Source organism: Stappia sp. P2PMeth1 (genome assembly GCF_900185735.1).
Classification (GTDB): Bacteria; Pseudomonadota; Alphaproteobacteria; order Rhizobiales; family Stappiaceae; genus Stappia.
The window spans coordinates 52,424-76,897 of sequence record NZ_FYAW01000002.1 but is presented as its reverse complement, the minus strand read 5'-3'; the positions used below and the strand labels follow the sequence as shown (position 1 = coordinate 76,897).

The 24,474-nt window shown below is 68.2% G+C and carries 25 protein-coding genes; 10 read left to right on the top strand and 15 right to left on the bottom strand.

Features of this window, described 5'->3' with window-relative positions; all coding sequences use genetic code 11:
- Positions 1-362: 362 nt before the first annotated feature.
- From P2PM1_RS00340 to P2PM1_RS00330, 3 genes are all read left to right on the top strand, one after another.
- A complete protein-coding gene (locus tag P2PM1_RS00340) occupies positions 363-2,129 on the top strand; it encodes an acetolactate synthase 3 large subunit (RefSeq protein WP_186397789.1) in 1,767 nt (588 codons plus the stop codon).
- A gap of 19 nt (positions 2,130-2,148) precedes the next feature.
- Positions 2,149-2,721: an acetolactate synthase small subunit gene (gene ilvN / locus P2PM1_RS00335; RefSeq protein ID WP_186386223.1), complete on the top strand. Its 573-nt coding sequence runs from the start codon at positions 2,149-2,151 to the stop codon at positions 2,719-2,721.
- Between the two features lie 456 nt (positions 2,722-3,177).
- The gene (locus tag P2PM1_RS00330; protein ID WP_186397788.1) at positions 3,178-4,725 is read left to right on the top strand and encodes a 2-isopropylmalate synthase; all 1,548 of its coding nucleotides are present in this window, start codon (positions 3,178-3,180) and stop codon (positions 4,723-4,725) included.
- Positions 4,726-4,835: 110 nt separating this feature from the next.
- Here the strand turns inward: P2PM1_RS00330 and P2PM1_RS00325 are convergent, their stop codons facing one another.
- On the bottom strand, positions 4,836-5,372 hold the full coding sequence (locus P2PM1_RS00325) for a GNAT family N-acetyltransferase (protein WP_186397787.1): 537 nt from the start codon (positions 5,370-5,372) through the stop codon (positions 4,836-4,838).
- A 263-nt stretch (positions 5,373-5,635) separates the two neighbouring features.
- Positions 5,636-6,547, bottom strand: coding sequence for a tRNA (adenosine(37)-N6)-dimethylallyltransferase MiaA (gene miaA, locus P2PM1_RS00320; protein ID WP_186397786.1), 912 nt, complete (start codon positions 6,545-6,547; stop codon positions 5,636-5,638).
- Between the two features lie 32 nt (positions 6,548-6,579).
- Between miaA and serB the strand changes: the two genes are divergently transcribed.
- On the top strand, positions 6,580-7,479 hold the full coding sequence (serB, locus tag P2PM1_RS00315; RefSeq protein ID WP_186397785.1) for a phosphoserine phosphatase SerB: 900 nt from the start codon (positions 6,580-6,582) through the stop codon (positions 7,477-7,479).
- A 77-nt stretch (positions 7,480-7,556) separates the two neighbouring features.
- On the opposite strand, the gene P2PM1_RS00310 is transcribed toward serB, so the two are convergent.
- From P2PM1_RS00310 to P2PM1_RS00260, 11 genes are all read right to left on the bottom strand, one after another.
- Positions 7,557-9,080 carry a DegQ family serine endoprotease gene (locus P2PM1_RS00310; RefSeq protein WP_186397784.1) on the bottom strand — a complete coding sequence of 508 codons (1,524 nt, stop codon included), beginning with the start codon at positions 9,078-9,080 and terminating at the stop codon, positions 7,557-7,559.
- A 117-nt stretch (positions 9,081-9,197) separates the two neighbouring features.
- Complete coding sequence (locus tag P2PM1_RS00305) at positions 9,198-9,383, bottom strand: DUF2065 domain-containing protein (protein ID WP_186397783.1); 186 nt, start codon at positions 9,381-9,383, stop codon at positions 9,198-9,200.
- On the bottom strand, positions 9,380-10,312 hold the full coding sequence (hflC, locus tag P2PM1_RS00300; RefSeq protein WP_186386214.1) for a protease modulator HflC: 933 nt from the start codon (positions 10,310-10,312) through the stop codon (positions 9,380-9,382). Before hflC ends, P2PM1_RS00305 begins: the two co-directional genes overlap by 4 nt.
- Positions 10,312-11,481, bottom strand: coding sequence for an FtsH protease activity modulator HflK (hflK, locus tag P2PM1_RS00295; RefSeq protein ID WP_186397782.1), 1,170 nt, complete (start codon positions 11,479-11,481; stop codon positions 10,312-10,314). The genes hflC and hflK overlap by 1 nt, the downstream gene beginning before the upstream one ends.
- 274 nt (positions 11,482-11,755) lie before the next feature.
- Positions 11,756-12,598 carry an S-formylglutathione hydrolase gene (gene fghA, locus P2PM1_RS00290; protein WP_186397781.1) on the bottom strand — a complete coding sequence of 281 codons (843 nt, stop codon included), beginning with the start codon at positions 12,596-12,598 and terminating at the stop codon, positions 11,756-11,758.
- A gap of 31 nt (positions 12,599-12,629) precedes the next feature.
- Positions 12,630-13,166, bottom strand: coding sequence for a GNAT family N-acetyltransferase (locus P2PM1_RS00285; RefSeq protein WP_186397780.1), 537 nt, complete (start codon positions 13,164-13,166; stop codon positions 12,630-12,632).
- Between the two features lie 8 nt (positions 13,167-13,174).
- Complete coding sequence (locus tag P2PM1_RS00280; RefSeq protein WP_186397779.1) at positions 13,175-13,585, bottom strand: helix-turn-helix domain-containing protein; 411 nt, start codon at positions 13,583-13,585, stop codon at positions 13,175-13,177.
- Positions 13,586-13,686: 101 nt separating this feature from the next.
- Positions 13,687-14,796 (bottom strand): S-(hydroxymethyl)glutathione dehydrogenase/class III alcohol dehydrogenase, encoded by a 1,110-nt coding sequence (locus tag P2PM1_RS00275; protein WP_186396914.1) that lies wholly within the window; start codon positions 14,794-14,796, stop codon positions 13,687-13,689.
- A 118-nt stretch (positions 14,797-14,914) separates the two neighbouring features.
- Positions 14,915-15,451, bottom strand: coding sequence for a dihydrofolate reductase (locus P2PM1_RS00270; RefSeq protein ID WP_186397778.1), 537 nt, complete (start codon positions 15,449-15,451; stop codon positions 14,915-14,917).
- Positions 15,452-15,572: 121 nt separating this feature from the next.
- The gene (ilvC, locus tag P2PM1_RS00265) at positions 15,573-16,592 is read right to left on the bottom strand and encodes a ketol-acid reductoisomerase (RefSeq protein ID WP_186386207.1); all 1,020 of its coding nucleotides are present in this window, start codon (positions 16,590-16,592) and stop codon (positions 15,573-15,575) included.
- 54 nt (positions 16,593-16,646) lie between these two features.
- Entirely contained in the window at positions 16,647-17,300 is a 654-nt protein-coding gene (locus P2PM1_RS00260) for a TetR/AcrR family transcriptional regulator (protein ID WP_186397777.1), read from the bottom strand.
- 583 nt (positions 17,301-17,883) lie between these two features.
- Here P2PM1_RS00260 and P2PM1_RS00255 point away from each other — a divergent pair.
- The 4 genes from P2PM1_RS00255 to P2PM1_RS00240 all read left to right on the top strand — a co-directional run bounded on the left by P2PM1_RS00255 (position 17,884) and on the right by P2PM1_RS00240 (position 20,792).
- On the top strand, positions 17,884-18,741 hold the full coding sequence (locus P2PM1_RS00255; protein ID WP_186397776.1) for a matrixin family metalloprotease: 858 nt from the start codon (positions 17,884-17,886) through the stop codon (positions 18,739-18,741).
- Between the two features lie 194 nt (positions 18,742-18,935).
- Positions 18,936-19,526 carry a PRC-barrel domain-containing protein gene (locus tag P2PM1_RS00250; RefSeq protein WP_186397775.1) on the top strand — a complete coding sequence of 197 codons (591 nt, stop codon included), beginning with the start codon at positions 18,936-18,938 and terminating at the stop codon, positions 19,524-19,526.
- A gap of 253 nt (positions 19,527-19,779) precedes the next feature.
- Entirely contained in the window at positions 19,780-20,349 is a 570-nt protein-coding gene (locus P2PM1_RS00245) for a DJ-1/PfpI family protein (RefSeq protein ID WP_186386203.1), read from the top strand.
- Between the two features lie 86 nt (positions 20,350-20,435).
- Positions 20,436-20,792 carry a ribbon-helix-helix domain-containing protein gene (locus P2PM1_RS00240; RefSeq protein WP_186386202.1) on the top strand — a complete coding sequence of 119 codons (357 nt, stop codon included), beginning with the start codon at positions 20,436-20,438 and terminating at the stop codon, positions 20,790-20,792.
- 36 nt (positions 20,793-20,828) lie between these two features.
- Here P2PM1_RS00240 and P2PM1_RS00235 read toward each other — a convergent pair whose 3' ends face one another.
- Positions 20,829-21,746 (bottom strand): PhzF family phenazine biosynthesis protein, encoded by a 918-nt coding sequence (locus P2PM1_RS00235; protein ID WP_186386201.1) that lies wholly within the window; start codon positions 21,744-21,746, stop codon positions 20,829-20,831.
- A gap of 207 nt (positions 21,747-21,953) precedes the next feature.
- On the opposite strand from P2PM1_RS00235, the gene P2PM1_RS00230 reads away from it, so the two are divergent.
- Both P2PM1_RS00230 and P2PM1_RS00225 read left to right on the top strand, forming a co-directional pair.
- Entirely contained in the window at positions 21,954-22,667 is a 714-nt protein-coding gene (locus P2PM1_RS00230) for an SDR family NAD(P)-dependent oxidoreductase (RefSeq protein WP_186397774.1), read from the top strand.
- Between the two features lie 90 nt (positions 22,668-22,757).
- Complete coding sequence (locus P2PM1_RS00225; protein ID WP_186397773.1) at positions 22,758-23,546, top strand: rhodanese-related sulfurtransferase; 789 nt, start codon at positions 22,758-22,760, stop codon at positions 23,544-23,546.
- On the opposite strand, the gene P2PM1_RS00220 is transcribed toward P2PM1_RS00225, so the two are convergent.
- On the bottom strand, positions 23,536-24,417 hold the full coding sequence (locus P2PM1_RS00220) for an SMP-30/gluconolactonase/LRE family protein (RefSeq protein ID WP_186397772.1): 882 nt from the start codon (positions 24,415-24,417) through the stop codon (positions 23,536-23,538). The two genes, P2PM1_RS00225 and P2PM1_RS00220, sit on opposite strands and share 11 nt — an antisense overlap.
- Positions 24,418-24,474 lie beyond the last annotated feature (57 nt).

Sequence of the window (24,474 nt, the reverse complement as noted above, 5' to 3'; positions counted from 1 at the left end):
TTGCGCGGCGTCGGATCGGGTAAGTCGCCAGATGACCCTGTCATCAGCGTCCGCCGACCGATTGCCCAGACGGACAGGCCACGGGCCGGGTTCAGGACGGGTTTTGGCAACACCGCCGGACAGGACGGATTTGACGTGACGAAGAGCATCGGGCTCATTCTTGTATGCGGGGCGCGCGCGGCCGGGACGAGGTAACACTCGGGTTCCCAGACAGCTCAGCGCGCGCAAGGCCTCCACCGGAGGCCTTTTTTATTGGCCGCATGCCGGAGGGCGCCCGGACCTGACTTGCGCGGGACGACGTGGCGGATGACGGAAACGAAGCGGTCGGGGCGAGGACGCCGCGACGATCGAGGACAGGAACGATGAAGCGCGAGATGACCGGCGCCGAAATGGTGCTGCAGGCACTCAAGGACCAGGGGGTCAAGCATGTGTTCGGGTATCCCGGCGGTGCCGTGCTTCCGATCTATGACGAGATCATCCAGCAGGACGACATCCAGCACGTCTTGGTGCGCCACGAACAGGGCGCCGGCCACGCGGCCGAGGGCTATGCCCGTTCGACCGGCAAGCCGGGCGTCGTGCTGGTCACCTCCGGTCCGGGCGCGACCAACATGGTCACCGCGCTGACCGACGCGCTGCTCGATTCCATCCCGCTCGTCTGCATCACCGGCCAGGTGCCGACGCATCTGATCGGCAGCGACGCCTTCCAGGAATGCGACACAGTGGGCATCACCCGGCCCTGCACCAAGCACAACTGGCTGGTGAAGCGGATCGAGGACCTGCCGCGCATCCTGCACGAGGCCTTCTATGTCGCGACCACCGGCCGTCCGGGACCGGTCGTCATCGACGTGCCGAAGGACATCCAGTTCGCCACCGGCATCTACGAGCCGCCGACCAACATCGCCCACAAGTCGTACCGGCCGAAGGTCAAGGGCGACATCGAGGCGATCCGCCATGCGGTCGAGCTGCTGTCTCGGGCGAAGAAGCCGATCCTCTATACCGGCGGCGGCGTCATCAATTCCGGCCCGGCGGCGACGCAGCTCCTGCGCGAGCTGGTGCAACTGACCGGCGCGCCGATCACCTCGACGCTGATGGGGCTCGGCGCCTATCCGGCCTCCGGCAAGCAGTGGCTGGGCATGCTCGGCATGCACGGCACCTATGAAGCCAACATGGCGATGCACGACTGCGACGTCATGATCTGCATCGGCGCGCGCTTTGACGACCGCATCACCGGCCGGCTCGACGCCTTCTCGCCGAAGTCGCTGAAGGTGCATATCGACATCGACCCGTCGTCGGTCAACAAGACGGTCAAGGTCGACATTCCGATCGTCGGCGACGTCGCCCATGTGCTGGAGGACATGGTGCGGCTGTGGCGGACCGGCGGGCACAAGCTCGACGCCGCCGGCCTGAAGGCGTGGTGGGAGCAGATCGACCGCTGGCGCGGGCGCAACTCGCTCGCCTACCGGCCGTCGGACGATATCATCATGCCGCAATACGCCATCCAGCGGCTCTACGAGGCGACCAAGGGGCGAAAGACCTTCGTGTCCACGGAGGTCGGCCAGCACCAGATGTGGGCGGCCCAGTTCTTCGGCTTCGAGGCGCCGAACCGCTGGCTGACCTCGGGCGGCCTCGGCACGATGGGCTACGGCCTGCCGGCGGCGATCGGCGCGCAGGTGGCGCATCCGGACGCGCTGTGCATCGACATCGCGGGCGACGCCTCGATCCTGATGAACATCCAGGAGATGTCGACGGCGGTGCAGTTCGGCCTGCCGGTGAAGGTCTTCATCCTCAACAACCAGTACATGGGCATGGTGCGCCAGTGGCAGCAGTTGCTGCATGGCAACCGGCTGTCGCATTCCTACATGGACAGCCTGCCGGACTTCGTGAAGCTGGCGGAGGCCTTTGGCGGCCACGGCATCATCGTCGACAAGCCGGGCGATCTCGACGGCGCCATCCAGGAGATGATCGAGACGCCGAAGCCGGTGATCTTCGACTGCCGGGTGGCCAACCTTGCCAACTGCTTCCCGATGATCCCCTCGGGCAAGGCGCATAACGAGATGCTGCTGCCCGACGAGGCCAATGACGAGGCGGTGGCGAAAGCCATCGGCGCGGCCGGCAAGGCGCTGGTCTGAGATCGCGGAGACGAGAGAGATGAACGCACAGAACCTCAATGCGCCCTCCGCCTATTTCATGGCCGAGGTGGTCGAGCCGGTCGAGAGCCACACGCTTTCGGTGCTGGTCGACAACGAGCCGGGCGTGCTTGCCCGCGTCATCGGCCTGTTCTCGGGCCGGGGCTACAACATCGACAGCCTGACCGTCTCGGAGACCGAGCACGAGAAGCACCTGTCGCGGATCACCATCGTCACCACCGGCACGCCGATGGTGATCGAGCAGATCCACCATCAGCTCGAGCGGCTGGTGCCGGTGCACCGGGTGACCAATCTGACGGTGGAGGCGCGGCGCCGCAATTTCGAGAAGCCGCTGGAGCGGGAACTGGCGCTGATCAAGGTGGCCGGCATCGGCGAGAAGCGGCTGGAGGCGCTGCGGCTGGCGGATGCGTTCCGCGCCACCGTGATCGACGCGACGGCGGAGCATTTCGTCTTCGAGATCACCGGACGGACCAACAAGGTGGAGCAGTTCATCGCCATCCTGAAGCCGCTCGGCCTGGTGGAAGTCTCGCGCTCCGGTGTCGCGGCGCTGCAGCGCGGCCCGGAAGGCATCTGACAGTGCGGAGAGGGCGGGAGCGATCCCGCCCGTTTCGCTTCGTGCGGAGGGCATCCGCACGGGACACACGAAAGTCCGCGCAAGGATCTTGCAAGCGCGCGGACGATCGGATACCACCTTGGTGCGTTAACGCTTCTTTCGGGACATCTTGCGCAAGCTTGGCGCAGTCTCCCGTGCCACCGGCCCGCAACGGACGGGCGAGACGCAAGGACTGGACGACCCGCATGATCGCCGCTGGCACATCTGCCGCTTTTGCGATCGACGCGCGCACGGCGCGCGGCGGAGCCCTGCGTCGCGGCGGCCTCCTTCTCCTTATCTGCCCCTGAGCACCGGCTGCCTCCCAGCGGAACGGAGGCGGGCGCTCAGGGGACGAAACCTTCACCGACCGAATGCATTTCGGCCCGCGCCCCATAAACACGCGAGCGGCGCAGGGCCCGACCCGAAGGGAAACGGATAATGTCTGCCCAGGACCAGATCTTCATTTTCGACACCACCTTGCGCGACGGCGAACAGTCGCCCGGCGCCTCCATGACGCTGGAGGAGAAGCTGCAGGTGGCCGAAATTCTCGACGACATGGGCGTCGACATCATCGAGGCGGGCTTTCCGATCGCCTCCAACGGCGACTTCGAGGCGGTCTCCGAGATCGCCAAGCGCACCAAGCGTTCGGTGATTGCGGGCCTCGCCCGTGCCATCCATGCCGATATCGACCGGGCCGGCGAGGCGGTACGCCATGCCGAGCGCGGCCGCATCCACACCTTCGTCTCCACCTCGCCGATCCATCTGGAGCACCAGATGAAGAAGACCGAGGCGCAGGTGCTCGACATCATCACCGATACGGTCGGCCGGGCGCGCAACCTGATCGACGACGTGGAATGGTCGGCGATGGACGCCACCCGCACGCCGATCGAATATCTGTGCCGCTGCGTCGAGGCGGCGATCCGCGCCGGCGCCAGCACGATCAACCTGCCGGACACGGTCGGCTATGCGACGCCGGACGAGTACAAGGCGATGTTCGAGCAGATCCGCGCCCGGGTGCCGGATGCGGACAAGGCGATCTTCTCCGTGCATTGCCACAATGACCTGGGCCTCGCCGTCGCCAACTCGCTGGCCGGTGTCGCCGGCGGCGCGCGGCAGATCGAATGCACGATCAACGGCCTCGGCGAGCGTGCCGGCAATGCGGCGCTGGAAGAGATCGTCATGGCGATCCGCACCCGCTCCGACGTGCTGCCCTATGGCTGCGCCGTCGAGCCGCGCTACCTCACCCGCGCCTCCAAGCTGGTCTCGGCCGTTTCCGGCTTCCCGGTCCAGTTCAACAAGGCGATCGTCGGCAAGAACGCCTTCGCGCATGAAAGCGGCATCCACCAGGACGGCATGCTGAAGAATGCCGAGACCTACGAGATCATGCGACCCGAGGATGTCGGCGTGAAGGCCACCTCGCTGGTGATGGGCAAGCATTCCGGCCGCCACGCCTTCCGCCAGAAGCTGGAGGAACTGGGCTACGAGATCGGCGACAACGCGTTCGAGGATGCCTTCCGCCGGTTCAAGGATCTCGCCGACCGCAAGAAGCACGTCTATGACGAGGACATCGAGGCCCTGGTCGAGAACGAGATCGCGACCCAGGGCGAGCAGATCAAGGTGATCGCGCTGACCGTGATCGCCGGCACCGGCGCCGCCGGCAAGGCGATCCTGACGCTCGACGTCAACGGCCGCCACGAGACCCGCGAATGCACCGGCGACGGCCCGATCGACGCCACCTTCAACGCGATCAAGGCCATCGTGCCGCATGATGCGCGCCTGTCGCTCTATCAGGTGCATGCGGTGACGGAAGGGACCGACGCGCAGGCGGAGGTGTCCGTCCGGCTCGAGTCGAACGGCCGCATGGCGACCGGCAAGGGCGCGGACACCGACACGCTGGTGGCCTCGGCCCGCGCCTATATCTCGGCGCTCAACCGGCTGATCGCCCGCCAGAGCAAGCCGGACCACCAGGAGCTGCGCGCCGTCTGAGCCGCCGGCCTGACCGGACTTGCCCCAGGACAAAGCCCCCGGCGGAGCGATCCGCCGGGGGCTTTTGCATTTCGTTGGTGGTGGTCGGATTGCCTCTCCGACCCGCGCCGTCAGGCGCGGGCGTAGCGGGCAAGGGCGGGCGAGAGCACCTGCAGGCAGTCGAAGACGTTGCCGTCGATCACCATGCGCTGGCGTATCGAAAAGCCGATGCTTTCCACCATGCGGCGGGCCGGATCGTTGCCGGCGGCGACGAAGGCGATGAGGTGGGTGAAATAGGTGCGTTCGAAGAACCAGGTCACCAGGGCGCCGGCCAGTTCCGAGGCATAGCCCTTGCCCCAGAACTGCGGCTTCAGGCAGATGCTCAGCGCCACTTCCGAGGTTTCGGGGAAGACGGAGAAGCCCGCCCGGCCGGCAAAGCCGCCATCGCGCAGGGTCGCCTTCCACTGGCTGAAGCCGCGGTGGTCCTGACCCTCGATATAGTCGCGCAGGTGCTGCTCGGCGTCCTCGCGCGAGCGGATCGCCTCGTGGGAGGCGAGGAAGCGGTTGACGTTCTCATCGCTGTGCAGGGTATGGAGATCGCCCACGTCGGCTGGCGTGAAGGCGGCAAGCCGCAGGCGTGGTGTCTCGAGTATCGCAGTGTCCGCCATGTCTCTCTCCTTGCGGTCCAGCACCCGTGGAGGGCGTGGTGTCCGTAAAAGACGGTCTGGCGGGATCGGGACCTGTCGGCCCTTCCTCCGGAAGACAACCCGCGCGATCTGCGCCGCGTCGGGCGGGGTGGCGCATGATGGGATGCGCCGGACAGAGCCCGCCGGACCGCGGCCGGAATGCACCGGGGCGTGGCGAGCGGGAAACTCCATAGATGGAGTTTATGGGCAAATGATGACATTGCAATCAAAGGCTGTGGCGCCCGCTATTCTCCACGCAGAAAGCTGTGCCAGGCGGCGGCGTCCGCCGGATCGAGGCGGGGCCAGTCGCCGAGCTGGCCTCTGAAGAAGGTCTCCTGTCGCTTGGCATAGCGGCGGGTCTCGGTGGTCGCCTTGTCGATGGCCGGGTCCAGCCCGGCAAGGTCGGGCGCAAGGCGGCCAAGCTCGCGCAGGCCGATGGCCTTCATCGCCGGCAGGTCCGGGTCGAGCTCGCGGGCCAGCAGGCGGCGGGCTTCCTCCATGGCGCCCTGATCGACCATGGCGCGGAAGCGGTCGGCGATGCGCGCGTGCAGCCAGGGACGCGGCGGGGCGAGAACGACACGGGCAGCCTCCGGTCCGACCAGAACCGGCCCCTGCTGCCGCTGCCAGTGGGCGAGCGAACGGCCGGTCGCCTCCACCACTTCCAGGGCGCGCAGGAGGCGTTGGGTGTCGCCGGGCTCGAGCCGCGCGGCCACCGGCGGATCCACCTCGGCCAGCCTTTGGTGCAGCGCGCCGGCGGGTGCATCCGCTGCTTCAGTGCGCAGGCGGGTGCGGATCTCCTCCGGGATCGGCGGGACGGCGGACAGGCCGCCGGCAAGGGCGCGGAAATAGAGGCCGGTGCCGCCGACGATGATCAGCGGCCGCCCGGCGGTGCGCGCCTCGTCCAGCACCTTGGCGATGTCCTCCAGCCAGCGGGCGACGGACCAGGGCTCGGCGGCATCGACATGGCCGTAGAGGCGGTGCGGCGCGCGGGCGAGATCCGCCGGCGAGGGGCGGGCGGTGAGCACGTCGAGATCGGCATAGACCTGCATGCTGTCGGCGTTGACGATCCAGCCGCCATCGCGCTCCGCCAGGTCCAGGGCCAGCGCCGACTTGCCGCTTGCCGTGGGTCCGGCTATCAACGTCACCGGTTTCGCCACGTCTTCCTCATTCCCTTTCAAGGCGCCTCACGATGTCGCTCGTCGCAACCCTCGTCGCCAATCCCTCGCGCCCGGTCCTCGACGAGACGCTCGTCGCGCGGGCGCTGCATGTGCTGCCCGTGGGCGCCGCTGCCGCCGACTGGCTCGCCGCCGGCATCGCCTGCGACCTTGCCGTCGACGGCGATCCGGCGCGAACAGGCGAGTTCGACGCGGCCTTGCGCCAGGTGCTGGCGGACGCGCCCGTCGACGTCCTTGTGCAGAAGCGCGAGGGCCGACGCAAGCGCCTGCTGATCGCCGACATGGATTCCACCATGATCGGCCAGGAATGCATCGACGAACTGGCCGCCGCCGTCGGCAAGAAGGACGTGATCGCGGCGATCACCGAACGGGCGATGCGGGGCGAGCTGGAGTTCGAGCCGGCCCTGCGCGAGCGCGCGGCGATGCTGGCCGGCCTCGGGGAAGAGGTGATCGGCGAGGTGCTGAAGTCGCAGATCACCCTGACGCCCGGCGCGCGCGAACTGGTCGGGACGATGCGGGCGCATGGCGCCTATTGCGCGCTGGTCTCCGGCGGCTTCACGGCCTTCACGTCGCAGATCGCGGCGCAGCTCGGCTTCCACGAGAACCGGGCCAACACGCTGGGCATTGCCGAGGGACGGCTGACCGGCAAGGTGGGCGAGCCGATCCTCGGGCGCGAGGCCAAGCGGCAGCGGCTGGAGGAACTGCTCGTGGAGAAGGGGATCGAGGCGGAGGCGTCGGTGGCCGTCGGCGACGGGGCCAACGACCTGGCGATGATCGAGCGCGCCGGGCTGGGCGTTGCCTATCGGGCCAAGCCGGCAGTGGCGGCGGCGGCCGACGCGAGGGTCGACCATGGCGACCTGACCGCGCTGCTCTACTTCCAGGGTTACCGGGCCGGCGAGTTCGCCGCCGGCTGAATCGCGCTTTTCGAGGGACCGGAAAAAGGCCGCGGGCGAACCCGCGGCCTTCGTGTCTTCGGGGCGGGGTCGCGGTCCTACTGCTCGATGGAGAGCGGGATGAAGCGGACCTCGCCTTGCGCATTGGCAATGAGGAACAGCGCCAGGCGGCGGCTCTCGCCCTTCAGGGCCTCGATGCGGGCGATGATATCGGCCGGGTCGGTAACGGTCTCCTGCGCCACCTCGACGATCACGTCGCCGGCGGCGATGCGCTTTTCGGCAGCGCCCGAGCCATCTTCGACGGCGGTGACGACGACGCCCTTGACGTCGGCGGCGATCGAATACTGGCTGCGCAACTCGTCGGTGAGGGTGGACAGCGTCATCCCGAGCACGGTCGGGGTGTCGGTGGCCGGGGCCTGGTCGGAGGGAGCCGTGCTGTCGGCGGCAGCGGAGGCGTCGGCCTCCTCGAGGCGGCCGAGCTTGACCTGGAGCGTGACCTCCTCGCCCTTGCGCAGGACGACGACCGAGACTTCCTCGCCGACCGGCGTGTCGGCGACCATGCGCGGCAGGTCATGCATGGCCGGAACGCGGGCGCCGTTGAACTCGATCACCACGTCGCCGGCCTCGAAGCCGGCCTCCTCGGCCGGTCCGCCCTCGGTGATGCCGGCGATCAGCGCGCCTTCGGCCTTGTCCATGCCGAGGCTCTCGGCGATCTCGTCGGTGACTTCCTGGATGCGCACGCCGAGCCAGCCGCGGCGGGTCTCGCCGAACTCGCGCAACTGGGCGATGACCCTGGTGGCGATCTCGGAGGGAATCGAGAAGCCGATGCCGATGGAGCCGCCGGAGGGCGAGATGATCGCGGTGTTGATGCCGATCACCTCGCCGTTGCGGTTGAACAGCGGGCCGCCGGAATTGCCCCGGTTGATGGAGGCGTCGGTCTGGATGTAGTTGTCGTAAGGGCCGGAATTGATGTTGCGGTTGCGGGCCGAGACGATGCCGGTGGTGACCGTGCCGCCGAGGCCGAAGGGGTTGCCGATCGCCATCACCCATTCGCCGACGCGCAGGGCGCGCGAATCGCCGAAGGACACGGCTTTCAGCGGTGTCGGCGAGGTCACCTTCAGCACGGCGATGTCGGTCTTGCTGTCGCGGCCGATCACCTCGGCGACAAGCTTGCTGCCGTCGTTGAAGTTGGCGGTGATCTCGTCGGCCCCCTCGATCACGTGATTGTTGGTGACGATGATGCCCTGTTCGCCGTCGATGACGAAGCCCGAGCCGAGCGACTGCACCCGGCGCGGGCGGGCATTGTCGCGGTTCTGACGGTTGAAGAACTCGTCGAAGAACTCCTGGAAGGGCGAGCCTTCCGGCACCTGCGGCAGCGGCACGGAGCGCTGCGCGGTGACGTTCTGGGCGGTCGAGATGTTGACCACCGCATCAAGCAGGGACTCGGCGAGGTCCGGGATCGATTCGGGCGCCTGGGCGAGTGCGGCGCGGTGGTCGACCACGGCGGCGGGAACGGCAAGGGCAAGGGCAAGGGCGGCCGCGGCAAGGCGCTGCGCGATGCGGCGGGTGCCGGCCTTGCCGGACGGGCCGGCCTGACGCGGGTCGGTGTTCAACAGGGCCATAGGCCGTTGTCCTCCATCTGGGTTCGGGGACCGGTGCCCCGCGATGTCTTGCGGCCGGACGGAGCGCGATGCGCCCCGGCCGACCCCGGCAAACCTACGTCCGATTTCCGCGCAAGGCTATCCGCGGACGAGCCAGACGATGAAGACGCCGATTATGGCGGCAATCAGTCCGCCCGTCCGCAAGGTCGCCTCCGGCAGTTCCAGCATCTGCCGGATCGCCTGTTTCATGGCTCCCGGGGCGAGCGCATAAAGCGCCCCCTCGAGAGCCAGGACGAGGCCAAGCGCAACCCACAGGTCGCTCACTGGGCGAGCGGACCCCGGGCCACCGGCGCCTCGCCGGTGGCGGCGGGCGGCTGCGGCTGGTTGCGTCCGCTGGGATCGCGGAAGTAGCGGAAGAACTCCGAGGTCGGCGACAGCACCATCGAGGTGTCGCCGGTCTTGAGGCCTTCCGAATAGGCCTGCATCGAGCGATAGAAGCTGAAGAACTCCGGATCGCGGTTGAAGGCCTCGGCGAAGATGCGGTTCCGCTCCGCATCGCCGTCACCGCGGATCACCTCGGCGTCGCGATTGGCTTCGGCGACGATGACGGTGGAGTCGCGGTCGGCGCGCGAGCGGATACGCTGCGCCTGCTCGGCGCCCTGCGCGCGGATCTCCGTCGCCTCCCGCTGACGCTCCGTCTGCATGCGGCGGAACACCGCATCGGAGTTGGTCTGCGGCAGGTCGGCGCGGCGGATCTTCACATCGACCACCTCGATGCCGATCGGCGCGGCGCGGGCGGCGACGTCCTGACGGATCTGGTCCATCAGCCCGGCGCGGTCGTCACGCACCATCTGCACGAAGGTGGCGCGGGCGAGCACCGAACGCAGGCTCGACTGCAGGAAGGTGGACAGGCGCTGATTGGCCTCGCTGGTGTTGTTCACCGTCTGGAAGAACAGGACCGGATCGGTGATGCGATAGCGCGCGAAGGCGTCCACCACCAGCCGCTTCTTGTCGAACAGGATCGGCTCGATCAGCGGCATGTTCAGGTCGAGCACGCGCTTGTCGAAATAGACCACGTTCTGGACGAAGGGGATCTTGAACTTCAGGCCCGGCTCCTGCTCGGCCCGCTTGATCTCGCCGAACTGCAGCACCAGGGCCTGCTGGGCCGGGTTGACGATGAACACGGACAGGTAGAAGGCGAGCGCTGCGACGGCGACGATAATGCCGCCGATCCCGAAAATACCGTTCTTCATCACTGGTTGCCTCCGCTGCGGGCGGCGCCCTGGTTTCGGTTGAGCTGGTCGAGCGGCAGATAGGGCACGACGCCCGAGCCGCTGGTGCCCTCGTCGATGATGATCTTGGCGTTGCGGCCGAGAACCTGCTCGATCGTCTCCAGATAGAGACGCTCGCGGGTCACGGACGGAGCCTTCTGGTACTCGTCCAGGATCTTGACGAAGCGCTGCGCCTGACCGTTGGCCTCGGCGACCGTCTGCTCGCGATAGGCGTTGGCTGCTTCAAGCAGCCGGGCAGACTCGCCTCGGGCTTCCGGCACGATGCGGTTGGCATAGGCCTGGGCCTCGTTCTGGATGCGCTCCTGATCGGCACGTGCGGCCTGCACGTCGCGGAAGGCCTCGATGACCTGCTGCGGCGGATCGACTTTCTGCATCTGCACCTGGGTGATCTCGACGCCGGCACCGTAAGTGTCGAGCGCGGTCTGCATCAGGTTCTGCACCGCGACCTGGATGGGCGTGCGGTTCTCGCCGAGAATGGCGTCGATGTTGCTCTCGCCGACCACTTCGCGCATGGCGCTTTCGGCGACCGCCTTCACCGTTCCATCCGGGTCCTGGATGTTGAACAGGAAGTTGGAGACGCCCTCCGGCGTGTTCCGGATGCGCCACTGCACCTTGAAGTCGACATCGACGATGTTCTCGTCGCCGGTCAGCATCAGGCTTTCCTCGGCGACATCCTGCGTGGTGACGCGGTTGCCGCTGACGGTCTCGCGCATGCCGACGGTCAGTTCGCGGATGCGCAGGACTTCCGGCGTGTAGACGGCGCCGACCGGATAGGGCCAGTTGTAGTTCAGGCCGGGAGCGGTCTGGTTGGTGACCTCGCCGAAGACCAGCTCGACACCGACCTGGCCCTGCTCGACCCGGTAGAAGCCGGTGGCGAGCCAGACGCCGGCGGCGATGATCACCGCGAGAAGGATGCCCTTGAAGCCGAGATTGCCGCCGCCGGGCAGCACCGTCTTCAGGGTGTTCTGGCTGCGTTTGAGCAGCTCTTCCAGATCCGGCGGGTTGCCACCGCCGCCACCGCCGCGCTGCGGACCGCCCCCCCAGGGACCGCCACCGCCGGAACCGCCCCAGGGGCCACCGCCCCCGCCGCCCTTCCAGCCGCCGCCACCGTTCTGGTTGCTCCAAGGCATCAAGACATCCTTACACTGGGGAAACGGCACCGTACCGTTTCCGGTTGTTCGTCGACACGCCACACGGGCCTAGTCGGGTTATAGGGAGATTGGCCCCGGCTTTCAACGAAAGCCGGCGGATACATCACCTCGTGGAATTGGCGATGGCAGGGCGCGATGTCAATGTGCGACCGGCGGGAAACCGCCGTTCGCACGAGGCGGTGACGAATTGGCGCAGCCGTCCGACGCCTCCGGGCGGCGAAGGCCGCCGCCTGGAACAAGGAACCCTCCCGCCTCAGCCGGTCAGGCGCGCGGCATGCCAGGCGACGTGATCGGCAAGGAAGGTGGAGATGAAATAATAGGAGTGGTCGTAGCCGCCCTGCATGCGCAGGGTGAGGTCGACGCCGGCCTTGCGGCAGGCCCGCTCGAACGCCCAGGGCTTGAGCTGCTCTTCGAGGAAGCCGTCGGCGCTGCCCTGGTCGATCAGGATGTCGCCGGACCAGCCGGTATGCTCGACGAGGTGGCAGGCGTCGTGCGCGGCCCAGGCCGTGCGGTCCGCGCCGAGATAGGCGGTGAAGGCCTTTTCGCCCCAGGGGCAGTCGAGCGGATTGACGATCGGAGCGAAGGCCGAGACCGAGCGGAAGCGGTCGGGATGCTTCATCGCAAGGGTCAAGGCGCCGTGGCCGCCCATCGAATGGCCGGTGACGCCGACGGCGCCCTCCCACACCGGCAGCTCGGCCGAGACGAGGTCGAAGAGCTCGCGCGCAACATAGCTTTCCATCGCGAAATGCGGCGCCCAGGGCGCCTCAGTCGCGTCGATATAGAAGCCGGCGCCCTGGCCGAGGTCGTAGGCGGCGTCATTGGCGACGCCCTCGCCGCGCGGGCTGGTGTCCGGGGCGACGAGGATCAATCCGTATTCGGCGGCAAGGCGCTGGTAGCCGGCCTTGGTGGTGGCGTTCTCCCAGGTGCAGGTGAGGCCGGAGAGATAGAAGAGCGTCGGGCAGGCCTCGCCGCGCAGCGCCTCGGCCGGCAGGAAGGCGGCGAATTCCATGTCCGTGCCGGTGGCGGCGGAGGCATGGCGGTAGACGCGCTGCTCGCCGCCGAAGGCGCGGGCGGAGGAGATGAGGTCGAGGGTCATGGATATCGGCTCTCGCGTGAGGGGGAGGGGATCAGGAGGCGTGCAGGGCGGGATCGCGCAGCATGTCGACATGCGGGATCCCGTCTTCCAGATAGGTCTCGGATACCGGCACGAAACCGTGCGCGGCATAGAAGGTGGTCAGATGCGCCTGCGCCGACAGCGCCTGCGGATGGCCTGGTGCAATGCGCCGGGCTTCGGCAAGGGCGGCGCGCATCAGATAGTCGCCAAGGCCGGTGCCGCGCCAGGCCGGGGCAACGACGATGCGGCCGATGCGCAGCGGGGCTCCCGGCGCGTCGGGTCGCAGCAGGCGCAGGCAGGCGGCAAGCTCCGTGTCGCCAGTGCCGCCCTCGCCGGGAGCGGTGACCAGAAGATGACGGGCCTGCGGATCGCGGCCGTCGATCTCCGGATAGGGGCAGGCCTGCTCGACCACGAAGACATCGACGCGCAGGCGCAGCAGGTCATGGAGCTGGCGCGGCGAGAGCGCGTCCATCTCCGCCCAGAAGGCGGTAAGGGGCGGCCTGCCGGCAATCGCCGGAAGGGCGGGATCGTCGACGGGGCGGGCGGTCATGGCTGCGCTCACGCGCTGGGACCTTGCGTGTCCTTGCCGATCAGCCGGCCGATCTGCTCGACCTGCGCCTCCAGCCGGGCGAGCGCCTCGCCGGTGCGCTCATGCGTCTCGCGCAGCAGCTTGAGGCTCGAGGCGATCAGCGCCATTTCGCTGGCGAGCGGCGTCTCGGCGGGCGCGTCGCCGAGGCCGTAGAGCAGCCAGGTGGGGCTGACGCCGAGAAAGCCGGCCAGCATGGTCAGCCGGTTGGCGCGGGGTTCGGACCGGCCGGTTTCCCAGGCGCTGACGGTCGCGGTCTTGACGCCGATGCGCCGGGCGAGCTGTGCTACGGAGAAGTTCGCCGCCTCGCGTGCACGGCGGATGCGCCCGCCGATGGTGTCGCCGTCACGGGGCTCGGCCCACATGGTTCCGGTCTCGCTCATCGGTTCCCCCGGTTGTGTTGTGTCGACCGCAGGTGCGGCCGGCCCCGCCTGCGGGGCGTGATGCGGGCCGGAAGGCGTCGTGCGCTCCCGGCCCGCCTTGCTCAGAACGTGACGACCGAGCGGATCGACTTGCCTTCGTGCATCAGGTCGAAGGCCGTGTTGATCTCCTCGAGCGGCATGGTGTGGGTGATCATGCTGTCGATCTCGATCTTGCCGTCCATGTACCAGTCGACGATCTTCGGCACGTCGGTGCGCCCGCGCGCGCCGCCGAAGGCCGAGCCGCGCCAGGAGCGGCCGGTGACGAGCTGGAACGGCCGGGTGGAGATCTCCTGCCCGGCGCCGGCAACGCCGATGATGATGGATTCGCCCCAGCCCTTGTGGGCGCATTCCAGCGCCTGGCGCATGGTGTCGGTGCGGCCGATGCATTCGAAGGAATAGTCGGCGCCGCCCTTGGTGAGGTCGACGAGATAGGGCACGAGATCGCCCTCGACCTCCAGCGGATTGACGAAATGGGTCATGCCATAGCGCTCGGCCATGGCCTTCTTGTCGGGGTTGATGTCGACGCCGACGATCATGTTGGCGCCGACGAGGCGGGCACCCTGGATGACGTTGAGGCCGATGCCGCCGAGGCCGAAGACCACGACATTGGAGCCCGGCTCGACCTTGGCGGTGTTGACGACCGCGCCGATGCCGGTGGTGACGCCGCAGCCGATGTAGCAGATCTTGTCGAAGGGCGCGTCGGGGCGGACCTTGGCCAGCGCGATCTCCGGCAGCACCGTGTAGTTGGCGAAGGTCGAGGTGCCCATGTAGTGGAAGATCTTCTCGCCGCCGATGGAGAAGCGCGAGGTCCCGTCCGGCATCACGCCGGCTCCCTGCGTCGAGCGGATCTTCTGGCACAGGTTGGTCTTCGGATTGAGGCAGTATTCGCACTCGCGACACTCGGGCGTGTAGAGCGGAATGACATGGTCGCCCGGCTTCAGCGAGGTGACGCCCTTGCCGACCTCGACGACGACGCCGGCGCCCTCATGACCGAGAATGGCCGGGAACAGCCCTTCCGGATCGTCGCCCGACAGGGTGAAGGCATCGGTGTGGCACACGCCGGTCGCCTTGATCTCGACCAGCACCTCGAAGGCGCGCGGGCCCTCGATCTGCACCGTTTCGATCGACAGGGGCTGGCCGGCCTTGAAGGCGACTGCGGCACGTACGTCCATGGAAAACCTCCGGCTATGGGACGATTGGAGAGGGGGAATCCGGTTCCGCCCCGCTTTGGACAGCGATCCTAGGAAATTGGGCCGGCGGACGAAAGGCCCGAGGCGACAAACAGTTGTTTCAGCACGGCGCCTGTGTACAGCGGCGATAGGTCAGGAAGGTGACGTCCGCGGTATCCTTTTCCCCGCGCGGCGGCGTTTCGCGCGCGACTTCCCGCCACTCCTGCGGATCGATCTTCGGGAACAGGGTGTCGCCGTCGGGCGCCGCATGCACGCGGGTGATCTCCAGCCGGTCGGCGAGGGGAAGGGCGGCGGCGTAGATCGTGCCGCCGCCGACCACCATGATGGCCGAGATGCCGGCCTCGGCGGCGGCATCTGCGGCAAGCGCGAAGGCCTCGTCGAGCGAGCCGGCGCGGGTGGTGCCCTCATGCGCCCAGCCGGCATCGCGGGTGACGACGATGGTGCGGCGGCCGGGCAGCGGGCGGCCGATGGACTCGAAAGTCTTGCGGCCCATCACCATGGGATGGCCGAGGGTGAGGCGCTTGAAATGCTTCAGGTCGGTGGAGAGCTTCCAGGGCATGTCGCCGTCCGCGCCGATCACGTCGTTCTCGCCGACGGCGGCGACGAGCACGATCTCGGGTCTTGCGGATGCGGTCATGTCCGGCTCCTGGCGGGTGGTCGTCGGCGCCTGTAGTAGCGCCCTCGCCCTCAAATGAAAACGGCCCGCGGGTGCGGGCCGTCTCCGTTTTGCTCGGAACGCGCGGGAAAGCGCGTGCGGATCAGTTGCGCTCCTTGTCGACCAGGGCGCCCTTCTTGATCCACGGCATCATGCCGCGCAGCTTCTCGCCGACCGCCTCGATCTGGTGAGCGTCGTTGAGGCGGCGGGTCGCCTTGAAGCGGGCCTGGCCGGCCTTGCATTCCTGCATCCACTGCGAGGTGAACTTGCCGGTCTGGATGTCGGTCAGGATGCGCTTCATCTCGGCCTTGGTCTCCGGCGTGATGACGCGCGGGCCGGACATGTACTCGCCCCACTCGGCGGTGTTGGAGATCGAGTAGTTCATGTTGGCGATGCCGCCCTCGTAGATCAGGTCGACGATCAGCTTCACCTCGTGCAGGCACTCGAAATAGGCCATTTCCGGAGCGTAGCCGGCCTCGACCAGCGTCTCGAAGCCGGCGCGGATCAGCTCGACCAGGCCGCCGCAGAGCACCGCCTGCTCGCCGAACAGGTCGGTCTCGCACTCTTCCTTGAAGGTGGTCTCGATGATGCCCGAACGGCCGCCGCCGACGCCGCAGGCATAGGCCAGGCCGAGGTCGAGGGCGTTGCCCGAGGCGTCCTGGTGGACGGCGACGAGGCACGGCACGCCGCCGCCCTTCTCGTATTCGCCGCGCACGGTGTGGCCCGGGCCCTTCGGCGCGACCATGAGGACGTCGACGGTGGGCTTGGCCTCGATCAGGCCGAAATGCACGTTGAGGCCGTGGGCGAAGGCGATGGCCGCGCCGTCGCGGATGTTGCCGGCGATGTGGTCGCGATAGATGTCGGCCTGCAGCTCGTCCGGGGTGGCCATCATCATCAGGTCGGCCCAGCCGGCCGCCTCGGCAACGCTCATGACCGTGAGGCCGTCGGCCTCGACCTTCTTGGCGGTGGTGGAGCCGGGACGCAGGGCGACGACGATCTCCTTGACGCCGGAATCCTTGAGGTTCAGCGCATGGGCGCGGCCCTGGCTGCCATAGCCGATGACGGCGACCTTCTTGGACTTGATCAGGTTGAGGTCGGCATCGCGATCATAATAAACGCGCATCTGGTGTCTCCCGTTTGGCGTTTGGATTGGGCCGGGAACCGTTCCCGGCCGGGGTCAGCTCCGTCCCGCGGCCGCGCTCTTGTGCGGCAGGGGCGGATGAAGGGTGATGAACTGGTCGACGGCGCGGCGCGCCTGACCGGCGAAATCGGCATCCTCGCCGAGCGGCGGCTGGCCGAGCAGCCAGCGGCCATGGGCATCGCGGACGATGAGGCCGTACAGCGTGCGATAGGCCTCCGTCGCATCGTCGAAATCGACATGGCGCTGGTCGCGGCCGGCCTCCAGCAGGGTGCGGGCGCGGGTGGCGATGCGCTCGCGGCCGCGCTCCAGCAGCAGGCGGCCGAGCGGCGCCCCGTGGCGGCTGGCATGGGCGATGGCGATGCGGTTGAGCGCCAGCGAGGTGTCGCCGGCCAGCACCGTCAGCAGATCCTCGGCGAAGGTCGCAAGCCGGCCGCGGAACTCGGCAAGGTCGAGCGCGCCGGCGCTCTCGCTCGGCACCCGGACCTTGGCGGCCTGATGCGCGACGATGGCGGCGAGCAAGCCGTCGCGGTCGCCGAACCAGCGATAGAGGCTCTCCTTGGAGCAGTTCGCCGCACGCGCCACCGCCGCCGTGGTCAGCGCCTTCTCGCCGCCGTCGACGACAAGACGCAGCGCCGAGGCGAGGACCTCGTTCTGGCGCGGCGTGAAATCGCTGTCGGGGACGGGGGGCATGGCGGCTGTGCGATCGTCGGTTGCGGAGAGCGAGGCGTCGGGACCGGGGTTCGGAAGTGGGCTTCGTGACCGGGCTTCGGGACCAGGCTTCGGGAGTGGACCGTTCAGGTGGACGCCTGGCGGATCCGGTGTGAGAAAAGCTTGGTACCGTACGGTACGGTTCGGCGGGCACACTCGCGCGGATGCGTGGACGCGTCAAGGGGAAAACGGCTGTCGTCGCGCGGTGGCGGTCGGCGGCGGCGGGAGGGGATGGGCGCGGCGGCCCAAGACGCGCCGTCGCCGAGGTTGGCTGCCGTCCGGCGTTGCACGGAAAACACGCGGGCCGGACGATCTGCCGCAGGGGTGGCGACTTGTCCTTGCCGACGCAGGGGAATCGGGCGCAGGCTGGTAGTCCTGACATGGGTGTTTTGGGAGTCCTCGCGAAAGCGGGCTTCGAGGCGCAGCGGTTTTGCGCTAGGGTCCCCAACCGCAGATGGGGGGTCCCGACATCCGGCACTGGATGGCGACCGGCATGAGGCCGGCCAGCGAGAGCGAGGACCCGCATGATCTTCGGTAAAACTCCGGTTAGCGGATACGCCCTGCGTTGACCTACGTCGCTTTCTTCTCTTCGCTCCGTGTCCTGATGCTCGCATCGGCCCTGGCCCTGCCGGGGAGCGTTGCCGTGGCGGCGGCCCCGCAGGCGCCTGCCGTTGGCGCCAGGGCATTGCAGCCGGCCTCGCCGGACAGGGCCCGCCTGCCGCTGGCGCGGCTGTTCACGCCGTTGCGGCTGGAGGGAGCGATCCTCAAATGGGGCGCGCCGCAGGTGGGCACGCCGGCGCGGGTGACCTATGCCTTCGCCAGCGGTCCGGTGAACCGGCCGGAGGCGCGCAACTGCCGGCAGATGCAGGACTTCGACACTCTGGCGGATGCCTCCGGCGAGGCGCCCGCGGCCGTGCGCGCCGAAGCCGTTGCCGCCTTCCGCATGTGGGGCGAGGCGAGCGGCCTCGTCTTCGAGGAAGCGGCGAGCGAGGAGGCGGCGAACATTCTGCTCGGCGCCCAGGCGATGCCGAGGGGATACGCCTTCACCAATGTCGATTTCGCCCGGCAGGATGGGTCCGGCCTGATCGAGGCCGGTGGCTCGGACGGGCGCGGGCTGAGCCTGCCGGTCGCGAGTGAGACGGGCGAGGGCAAGACCGCGCCGGTCGCCGCCTGGGTGGCTTCGATCACCCGCTCGGCCATCTGCCTGAACCCCCGGCACGACTGGAAGATCGGCTTCGACGGCAACCTTGCGGCCTATGACCTGCGCTACACGTTCGCGCATGAGATCGGCCATGCCATCGGCCTCGACCATCACTTGCAGGGGCCGTCGATCATGCATTTCAAGTATAGTGAAATTTTCCAAGGTCTTCAGGCGGCGGACATTTCCGGCGTGCAATGGCTTTATGGTCCTCCCGCGCGCTGATACGGGCCATCCTCTTGCCAGGATTGTGGTGTATGAGCGCGTTTTTCAAAAATATTAAACGCCTGTTTTCAAAGGTCTTGCCGCCTCGGTGAGGGGCCGGAAAAAGATCACGATCGTTCCTTAGTCTATGTCTGACTGTCCCGCCCGGCGCCATTCCGGCGGCGCGGTCAGAGGACGCGACCAGGGAGACGACGATGAAGACGCTACTTGCCACGACCGCAACGCTCGCAGTCCTTTCGATGGGGGCGGCCTGGGCCCAGTCGGCGACGGAGCCGCAGGTCGATGAACCTCTCATCGAGGAAACGACGCCGGGCGCGGCCATGCCTGCCGACCAGGTGCCGGAGACCGTTGTTCCGCAGGCCGGCCTGCCGCAGGCGGGCGCCGCGAGTTTCCTCGCCGAGCAGCAGGAAGGCCACTGGCTGACCAGCAACCTGATCGGCCGGAACGTGCTCACTCCGGACGGCGACTCCATCGGCCAGGTCGCAGCTCTGGAAATCGGCCCCGAAGGTCAGGTGACCTCGCTGGTGATGACCGTGGGCGGCTTCCTCGGCCTTGGCGCAAGGCAGATCGCCGTGCCGTTCGAGGCGGTCGAGCACATCACCAGCGAGCCGGGGGACCACCAGTTGATCCTGGCGACCACCGCCGAGGAGATCGAGGCGGCGCCGGACTTCAAGACGCTGGTGCAGAAGCGGCAGGAAGAGGAAGCCATCCGCGCCCAGCGGGAGATGGGGGCAGACCGGCCGATGACGGTCGATCCGGCCAGTCCTCCGAGCACGGCACAGTGATCGATGGTTTGGCGATCGGTCCAGTGATCGGTGAGGGCGGGACGGGCCGCGCCGGGGCGTGGCCCGTTCGTCGTGCGGGGGCTTGGCGATCGGGGGCTTGCCGGTCGGGGCTTGCTGATCGGGGGTCTGTAGTAGCGCGCTAATACCCGCGCGCCGGGCCGGCTTGCTAGGGTTGTGGCGGTCGAAAGACCGGCGGGCAGTGCCTTCACGGGTGCCGCGGACCGGTCGTCACACTGCCAGGGAGGACAGCAGCATGGCCGCGAAGAAGATCCTGATGATCACCGGTGACTTCACCGAGGACTACGAGACGATGGTTCCGTTCCAGACCCTGCTTGCGGTCGGGCACCAGGTGCATGCGGTGTGTCCGGGCAAGAAGGCGGGGCAGACGGTGGCCACGTCCATCCATGATTTCGAGGGCGACCAGACCTATAGCGAAAAGCGCGGCCACAATTTCGCGCTCAACGCCACCTTCGCCGAGGTCGATCCGGCCGATTACGACGCGCTGGTGATCCCCGGCGGACGGGCGCCCGAATACCTGCGGCTCGACGCGGATGTCATCGCCGCCGTGAAACATTTCTTCGAGGCCGGGAAGCCGGTCGCCGCGATCTGCCACGGGGCGCAACTGCTGGCGGCGGCGCGGGTGATCGAGGGGCGCACCGTCTCGGCCTATCCGGCCTGCCGCCCGGAGGTGGAACTGGCCGGCGGCACCTATGCGGAGATCGCCATCGACGGCGCCGTCACCGACGGCAATCTGGTCACCGCACCCGCCTGGCCGGCGCATCCGGCCTGGCTGTCGCAGTTCATGACCGTGCTCGCGGCCTGAGCCGCTCCCTCGCTTGCTCGGACAAGGCTTGCGGCCGCCGACGGACGGCCGCAAGCTCTCGAACGACTGCCGCAGGGAGGATGCGCATGTGCAAACTGTTCATCGAGGCCGATCCGGCCTTGTGGGAAAGCGCCACGAAGTCGCTGAGGATCGACAGGATGGCGACCAGCGTGCGGCTGGAAGCCTTCTTCTGGACGGTGCTGGAGGAGATCGCCACCCGCGACGGCATGACCCTGGTGCAACTGATCACAAGGCTCCATCACGAATCCATCGAGGCGGGCCATGATCTCGGCAATTTCGCCTCGTTCCTGCGGGTCTGCTGCGGGCGCTATCTGGCGCTGCAACTGAGCGGCGACATTCCGCGCGACCTTTCGACACCGATCTCCTCGCTCGACAGTCCGCGCATTCTCGACCGCGAGCGGGAGCGGGAACGGCTGCACTGACCGCAGCCGCGCCTTGCGGGCCTTCCCGGCCTGGCGTCAGAGGAAGAGTTCGCCGCTCGAGACGATGACGGCCTGGCCGCCGATGCGCACGGCGTTGAGCGCCCCGGCCGATATGTCCACTTCCAGATCGATCAGGGAGGGGCGGCCCATGTCGCAGCCCTGCTCGATGCGCAGGTAATGGGTTCCGTCCGTCAACCGGTCGAAATGGCGCACGACCCCGGCGAAGGCGGCCGCGGCGGCGCCGGTCGCCGGATCCTCGCCGATGCCCATATGGGGGGCGAACATGCGGGCGGAGAAGGTGCTGTCCTGGGAATTGGTCTGGCGGCAATAGAGATAGGCGCCGATCTCGCCGCCATGGCCGAAGGCGTCCACCCAATAGCGATGCACCGGGGTGACCCGCGACAGGGCGGCAAGGTTCGCCACCGGAACGAAAGCGAAGGGGACGCCCGCCTCGAAGGCGCAGGGACGATGGTTCTCGAAGCCGATCTCGCTCGGCTCCAGGCCGACGGCGGCGGCAATGATCTCCCGGTCGCCCAGGGGATCGCAGGGCCGGGACAGGCGCGGCACATCGAATTCCGCAAAGCCCGCCGCCCCGTTCTTCAGCACGACGCCACAGCGCACGTTGCCGACGCCTTCCTCCAGCACCACCATGGCATTGTGATCGGCATCGGACTCGATGTCGCCGAAGCGCTCCTTGGCAAGCAGGATCGCGGTGCCGACGGTCGGGTGGCCGGCAAAGGGCAGTTCGCGCGCCGGGGTGAAGATGCGTAGCCTGGCCGAATGGGCCGGATTGTCGGGCGGCAGCACGAAGACCGTTTCCGAGAGGTTGAATTCGCGGGCGATGGCCTGCATGCGGGCATCCGACAGCCCTTCCGCGTCCAGCACGACAGCCAGGGGATTGCCCGCAAGCGCCTGATTGGTGAACACGTCGAGGACAAAGAAGCGTCGGGGCATCGTGAGGTTCCCTGCTGGGCGGCGGCGGCGTTTCGCCTTGCCGGACTTCGGGTTGCGCCGACGGAGCCGACGACGGGCGAGACTGTGGCATGGTCGGGCGCCGCTTGCCAACCGGCCAGTGGGGCGGGGCTCGTTGCCAGGCTAACGCTTCGTTAACTGCTCGGGTTTCGACAAAACCGCCGACCCTGCCGCAGCGTATGCTCTCCCATGACCGAGGATCTCACCAGTTTCACCCGGGGCGGCATTGCCGTGGTTGCCGGCGCAACAGGCGGCATCGGCTCCGCCTTGGCCCGCCGGATCGAGGCAAGCGGGCGCTTCGATGCCGTGGAGCGGCTCGCGCGCAGCCTTGCGCCGGGCTTCGACCTGGAGGACGAGGACAGCATCGCCGCTGCGGCCCGGCGGATCGGCGCGATGGGGCCGCTGCGCTTGTTCGTCGATGCGACCGGCCTCTTGAGCGATGCGCAGATGCAGCCGGAAAAGGCGCTGCGCCAGATCGACCCGGCGGTCATGGAGCGCTCGTTCCGCATCAACGCCATCGGGCCGGCACTGCTCATCAAGCATTTCGCGCCGCTGTTTCCGCGAGAGGGCAGGGGCGTGCTGACGACCCTGTCGGCCAAGGTCGGCAGCATCGGCGACAACCGCCTCGGCGGCTGGATCAGCTACCGGGCCTCCAAGGCGGCGCTGAACCAGATCCTGCGCACCGCGTCGATCGAGCTTGCCCGGCGCCAGCCGGAGCTGGTGCTGCTGGCGCTGCATCCGGGCACGGTGGAGACCGGACTGTCGCGGCCCTTCGCCCGCACGGGACTCACGGTGCGCACGCCGGACGAGGCGGCACGCCGGCTGCTGTCGGTGATCGACGGTGCGGGGCGCGAGGACAGCGGCGCGTTTCTCTCCTATGACGGCGAAAGGCTGCCCTGGTAGGGCCGTCGGGCCACCTGTTGCCAGCGGGGAAGGGGGACGTGTAGAAGGCTCGGCAGGCCGACACCTTAGCCGACGAGCCCCAACGCAGACATGACCGACATCCGGATTTCCGCCTTCTATCACTTCGCGTCCCTGCCGGACTTCGAGGCCCTGCGCCAGCCGCTGCTGGAGACAGCCGAGGCGGCCGGCATACGCGGGTCGATCCTGCTGGCGAGTGAGGGCGTCAACGGCACGATCGCCGGAAGCGAGGAGGGCGTTGCGCAGGTGCTGGCCTGGCTGCGAAGCGATTGCCGTCTCTCCGGCCTTCAGGAAAAAGCCTCCTGGGCCGAGCGCCTTCCTTTCGCCCGGCTGAAGGTGCGGCTGAAGCGGGAGATCGTCAGCCTCGGCGTTGCCGGCATCGACCCGACCCGCGAGGTCGGTACCTATGTGGCGCCGCAGGACTGGAACGCTCTCATCAGCGATCCGGACGTGCTGGTCATCGACACGCGCAACGACTACGAGGTGGCCTTCGGCACGTTCGAGGGCGCCTGTTCGCCGGACACCCGCTCGTTTCGCGCCTTCCCCGAATGGCTGCGGCAGGCAGGGGGGACTTCCGCCCCGCGCAAGGTGGCGATGTTCTGCACCGGCGGCATCCGCTGCGAGAAGGCGAGCGCGCTGCTGCTCTCGGAAGGTTTCGAGGAGGTCTATCACCTCGAAGGCGGCATCCTGAACTACCTGGAAAAGGTGCCGCAGGCGGAGAGCCTGTGGCGCGGCGACTGTTTCGTCTTCGACGAGCGGATCGCCGTCGACCACGATCTGCGCCCGACCTGGGGCCGCAACGCCCCTGACGAGGCGCTGCCCGTGCTGCCGCGCGACATCGCGGAGGCGGCTAAAGGCTGAAGCGGCAGGCCGGCAAGCCGGTCGCGCCGGGCTTCAGCAGGAACAGGCAGCCGGAGTCCGGATATTGCGCCAAGAGGTCCGGGGCGTTGGGCGGGCGCAGGCTGGTCACCACCATCTCCTCCAGCGACGGGCCGCAGAAGCAGGGCATGGTCGGGCGCGGCACCGGCATCGGGATCGCCTCGAGGAGTGTGCCGTCGGGGGCGAAGCAGTTGAGCAGGCCGGCGGAGACGCCCGCCGACCAGTAGCGCCCCTTGGCGTCCACCGTGCCGCCGTCCGGGCGCCCGGTCTCGTTGGTGAGCTGGGCGAAGAGGCGCCGCCCGGAGATAGCGCCACGCGCCGCGTCGAAATCCCAGGCCTCGATATGCCCCGGCCGGCTGTCGGCATGATAGAGCACTGTCCCGTCGGGCGACCAGGCAAGACCGTTGGAGACGGTCACGCCCTCGACGAGCCGCGTGGTGGTGCCGTCGCGGGTGACCCGGTAGAGCGCGCCGATCGGCTGGCGGTCCGGCCGGTCGTCCATGGTGCCGGCATAGAAGGCGCCGTCCGGGCCGACCTTGCCGTCGTTGAGGCGGGTGCGCGGATCGCCGGCCTCGATCTCCGCCAGGGTCTCGATGGCGCCGGTCGACAGGGTGAACAGGACGACCCGGTCGCGCAGGGCGACAATGAGGCGGTCGTCGTCCTCAGTCAGGCCGAGCGAACCGACCACATCCGGCAGGTCCCAGTGGCGCTCGGTTCGGCTCTGCCAGTCGCGCGCGTGGATGCGCTTGCCGAGGATGTCGCACCAGTAGAGGCGCCCGGTGCGCTCGTCCCAGGTCGGGCCTTCGGCAAGCTCGCAGCAGGTGTCGCTGAGACGGGAAATCGCGTGGGCCATCGGTCCTCCTCGGGGATCGTCCTGAAAACGGTCCCCCGTTGTCGGACGAGGCGGGCG

What these genes read in the sequence shown, in the direction of transcription:
- ilvC (WP_186386207.1), bottom strand. Translation starts at nt 16,592, where the DNA reads ATGCGCGTTTATTATGATCGCGATGCCGACCTCAACCTGATCAAGTCC.
- fghA (WP_186397781.1), bottom strand. Translation starts at nt 12,598, where the DNA reads ATGACCCTCGACCTCATCTCCTCCGCCCGCGCCTTCGGCGGCGAGCAG.
- P2PM1_RS00225 (WP_186397773.1), top strand. Translation starts at nt 22,758, where the DNA reads ATGACCGACATCCGGATTTCCGCCTTCTATCACTTCGCGTCCCTGCCG.
- P2PM1_RS00310 (WP_186397784.1), bottom strand. Translation starts at nt 9,080, where the DNA reads ATGGCCCTGTTGAACACCGACCCGCGTCAGGCCGGCCCGTCCGGCAAG.
- P2PM1_RS00280 (WP_186397779.1), bottom strand. Translation starts at nt 13,585, where the DNA reads ATGAGCGAGACCGGAACCATGTGGGCCGAGCCCCGTGACGGCGACACC.
- P2PM1_RS00340 (WP_186397789.1), top strand. Translation starts at nt 363, where the DNA reads ATGAAGCGCGAGATGACCGGCGCCGAAATGGTGCTGCAGGCACTCAAG.
- P2PM1_RS00330 (WP_186397788.1), top strand. Translation starts at nt 3,178, where the DNA reads ATGTCTGCCCAGGACCAGATCTTCATTTTCGACACCACCTTGCGCGAC.
- P2PM1_RS00275 (WP_186396914.1), bottom strand. Translation starts at nt 14,796, where the DNA reads ATGGACGTACGTGCCGCAGTCGCCTTCAAGGCCGGCCAGCCCCTGTCG.
- hflC (WP_186386214.1), bottom strand. Translation starts at nt 10,312, where the DNA reads ATGAAGAACGGTATTTTCGGGATCGGCGGCATTATCGTCGCCGTCGCA.
- P2PM1_RS00230 (WP_186397774.1), top strand. Translation starts at nt 21,954, where the DNA reads ATGACCGAGGATCTCACCAGTTTCACCCGGGGCGGCATTGCCGTGGTT.
- P2PM1_RS00325 (WP_186397787.1), bottom strand. Translation starts at nt 5,372, where the DNA reads ATGGCGGACACTGCGATACTCGAGACACCACGCCTGCGGCTTGCCGCC.
- P2PM1_RS00220 (WP_186397772.1), bottom strand. Translation starts at nt 24,417, where the DNA reads ATGGCCCACGCGATTTCCCGTCTCAGCGACACCTGCTGCGAGCTTGCC.
- P2PM1_RS00285 (WP_186397780.1), bottom strand. Translation starts at nt 13,166, where the DNA reads ATGACCGCCCGCCCCGTCGACGATCCCGCCCTTCCGGCGATTGCCGGC.
- P2PM1_RS00240 (WP_186386202.1), top strand. Translation starts at nt 20,436, where the DNA reads ATGTGCAAACTGTTCATCGAGGCCGATCCGGCCTTGTGGGAAAGCGCC.
- P2PM1_RS00235 (WP_186386201.1), bottom strand. Translation starts at nt 21,746, where the DNA reads ATGCCCCGACGCTTCTTTGTCCTCGACGTGTTCACCAATCAGGCGCTT.
- P2PM1_RS00250 (WP_186397775.1), top strand. Translation starts at nt 18,936, where the DNA reads ATGAAGACGCTACTTGCCACGACCGCAACGCTCGCAGTCCTTTCGATG.
- hflK (WP_186397782.1), bottom strand. Translation starts at nt 11,481, where the DNA reads ATGCCTTGGAGCAACCAGAACGGTGGCGGCGGCTGGAAGGGCGGCGGG.
- P2PM1_RS00260 (WP_186397777.1), bottom strand. Translation starts at nt 17,300, where the DNA reads ATGCCCCCCGTCCCCGACAGCGATTTCACGCCGCGCCAGAACGAGGTC.
- ilvN (WP_186386223.1), top strand. Translation starts at nt 2,149, where the DNA reads ATGAACGCACAGAACCTCAATGCGCCCTCCGCCTATTTCATGGCCGAG.
- P2PM1_RS00245 (WP_186386203.1), top strand. Translation starts at nt 19,780, where the DNA reads ATGGCCGCGAAGAAGATCCTGATGATCACCGGTGACTTCACCGAGGAC.
- P2PM1_RS00270 (WP_186397778.1), bottom strand. Translation starts at nt 15,451, where the DNA reads ATGACCGCATCCGCAAGACCCGAGATCGTGCTCGTCGCCGCCGTCGGC.
- serB (WP_186397785.1), top strand. Translation starts at nt 6,580, where the DNA reads ATGTCGCTCGTCGCAACCCTCGTCGCCAATCCCTCGCGCCCGGTCCTC.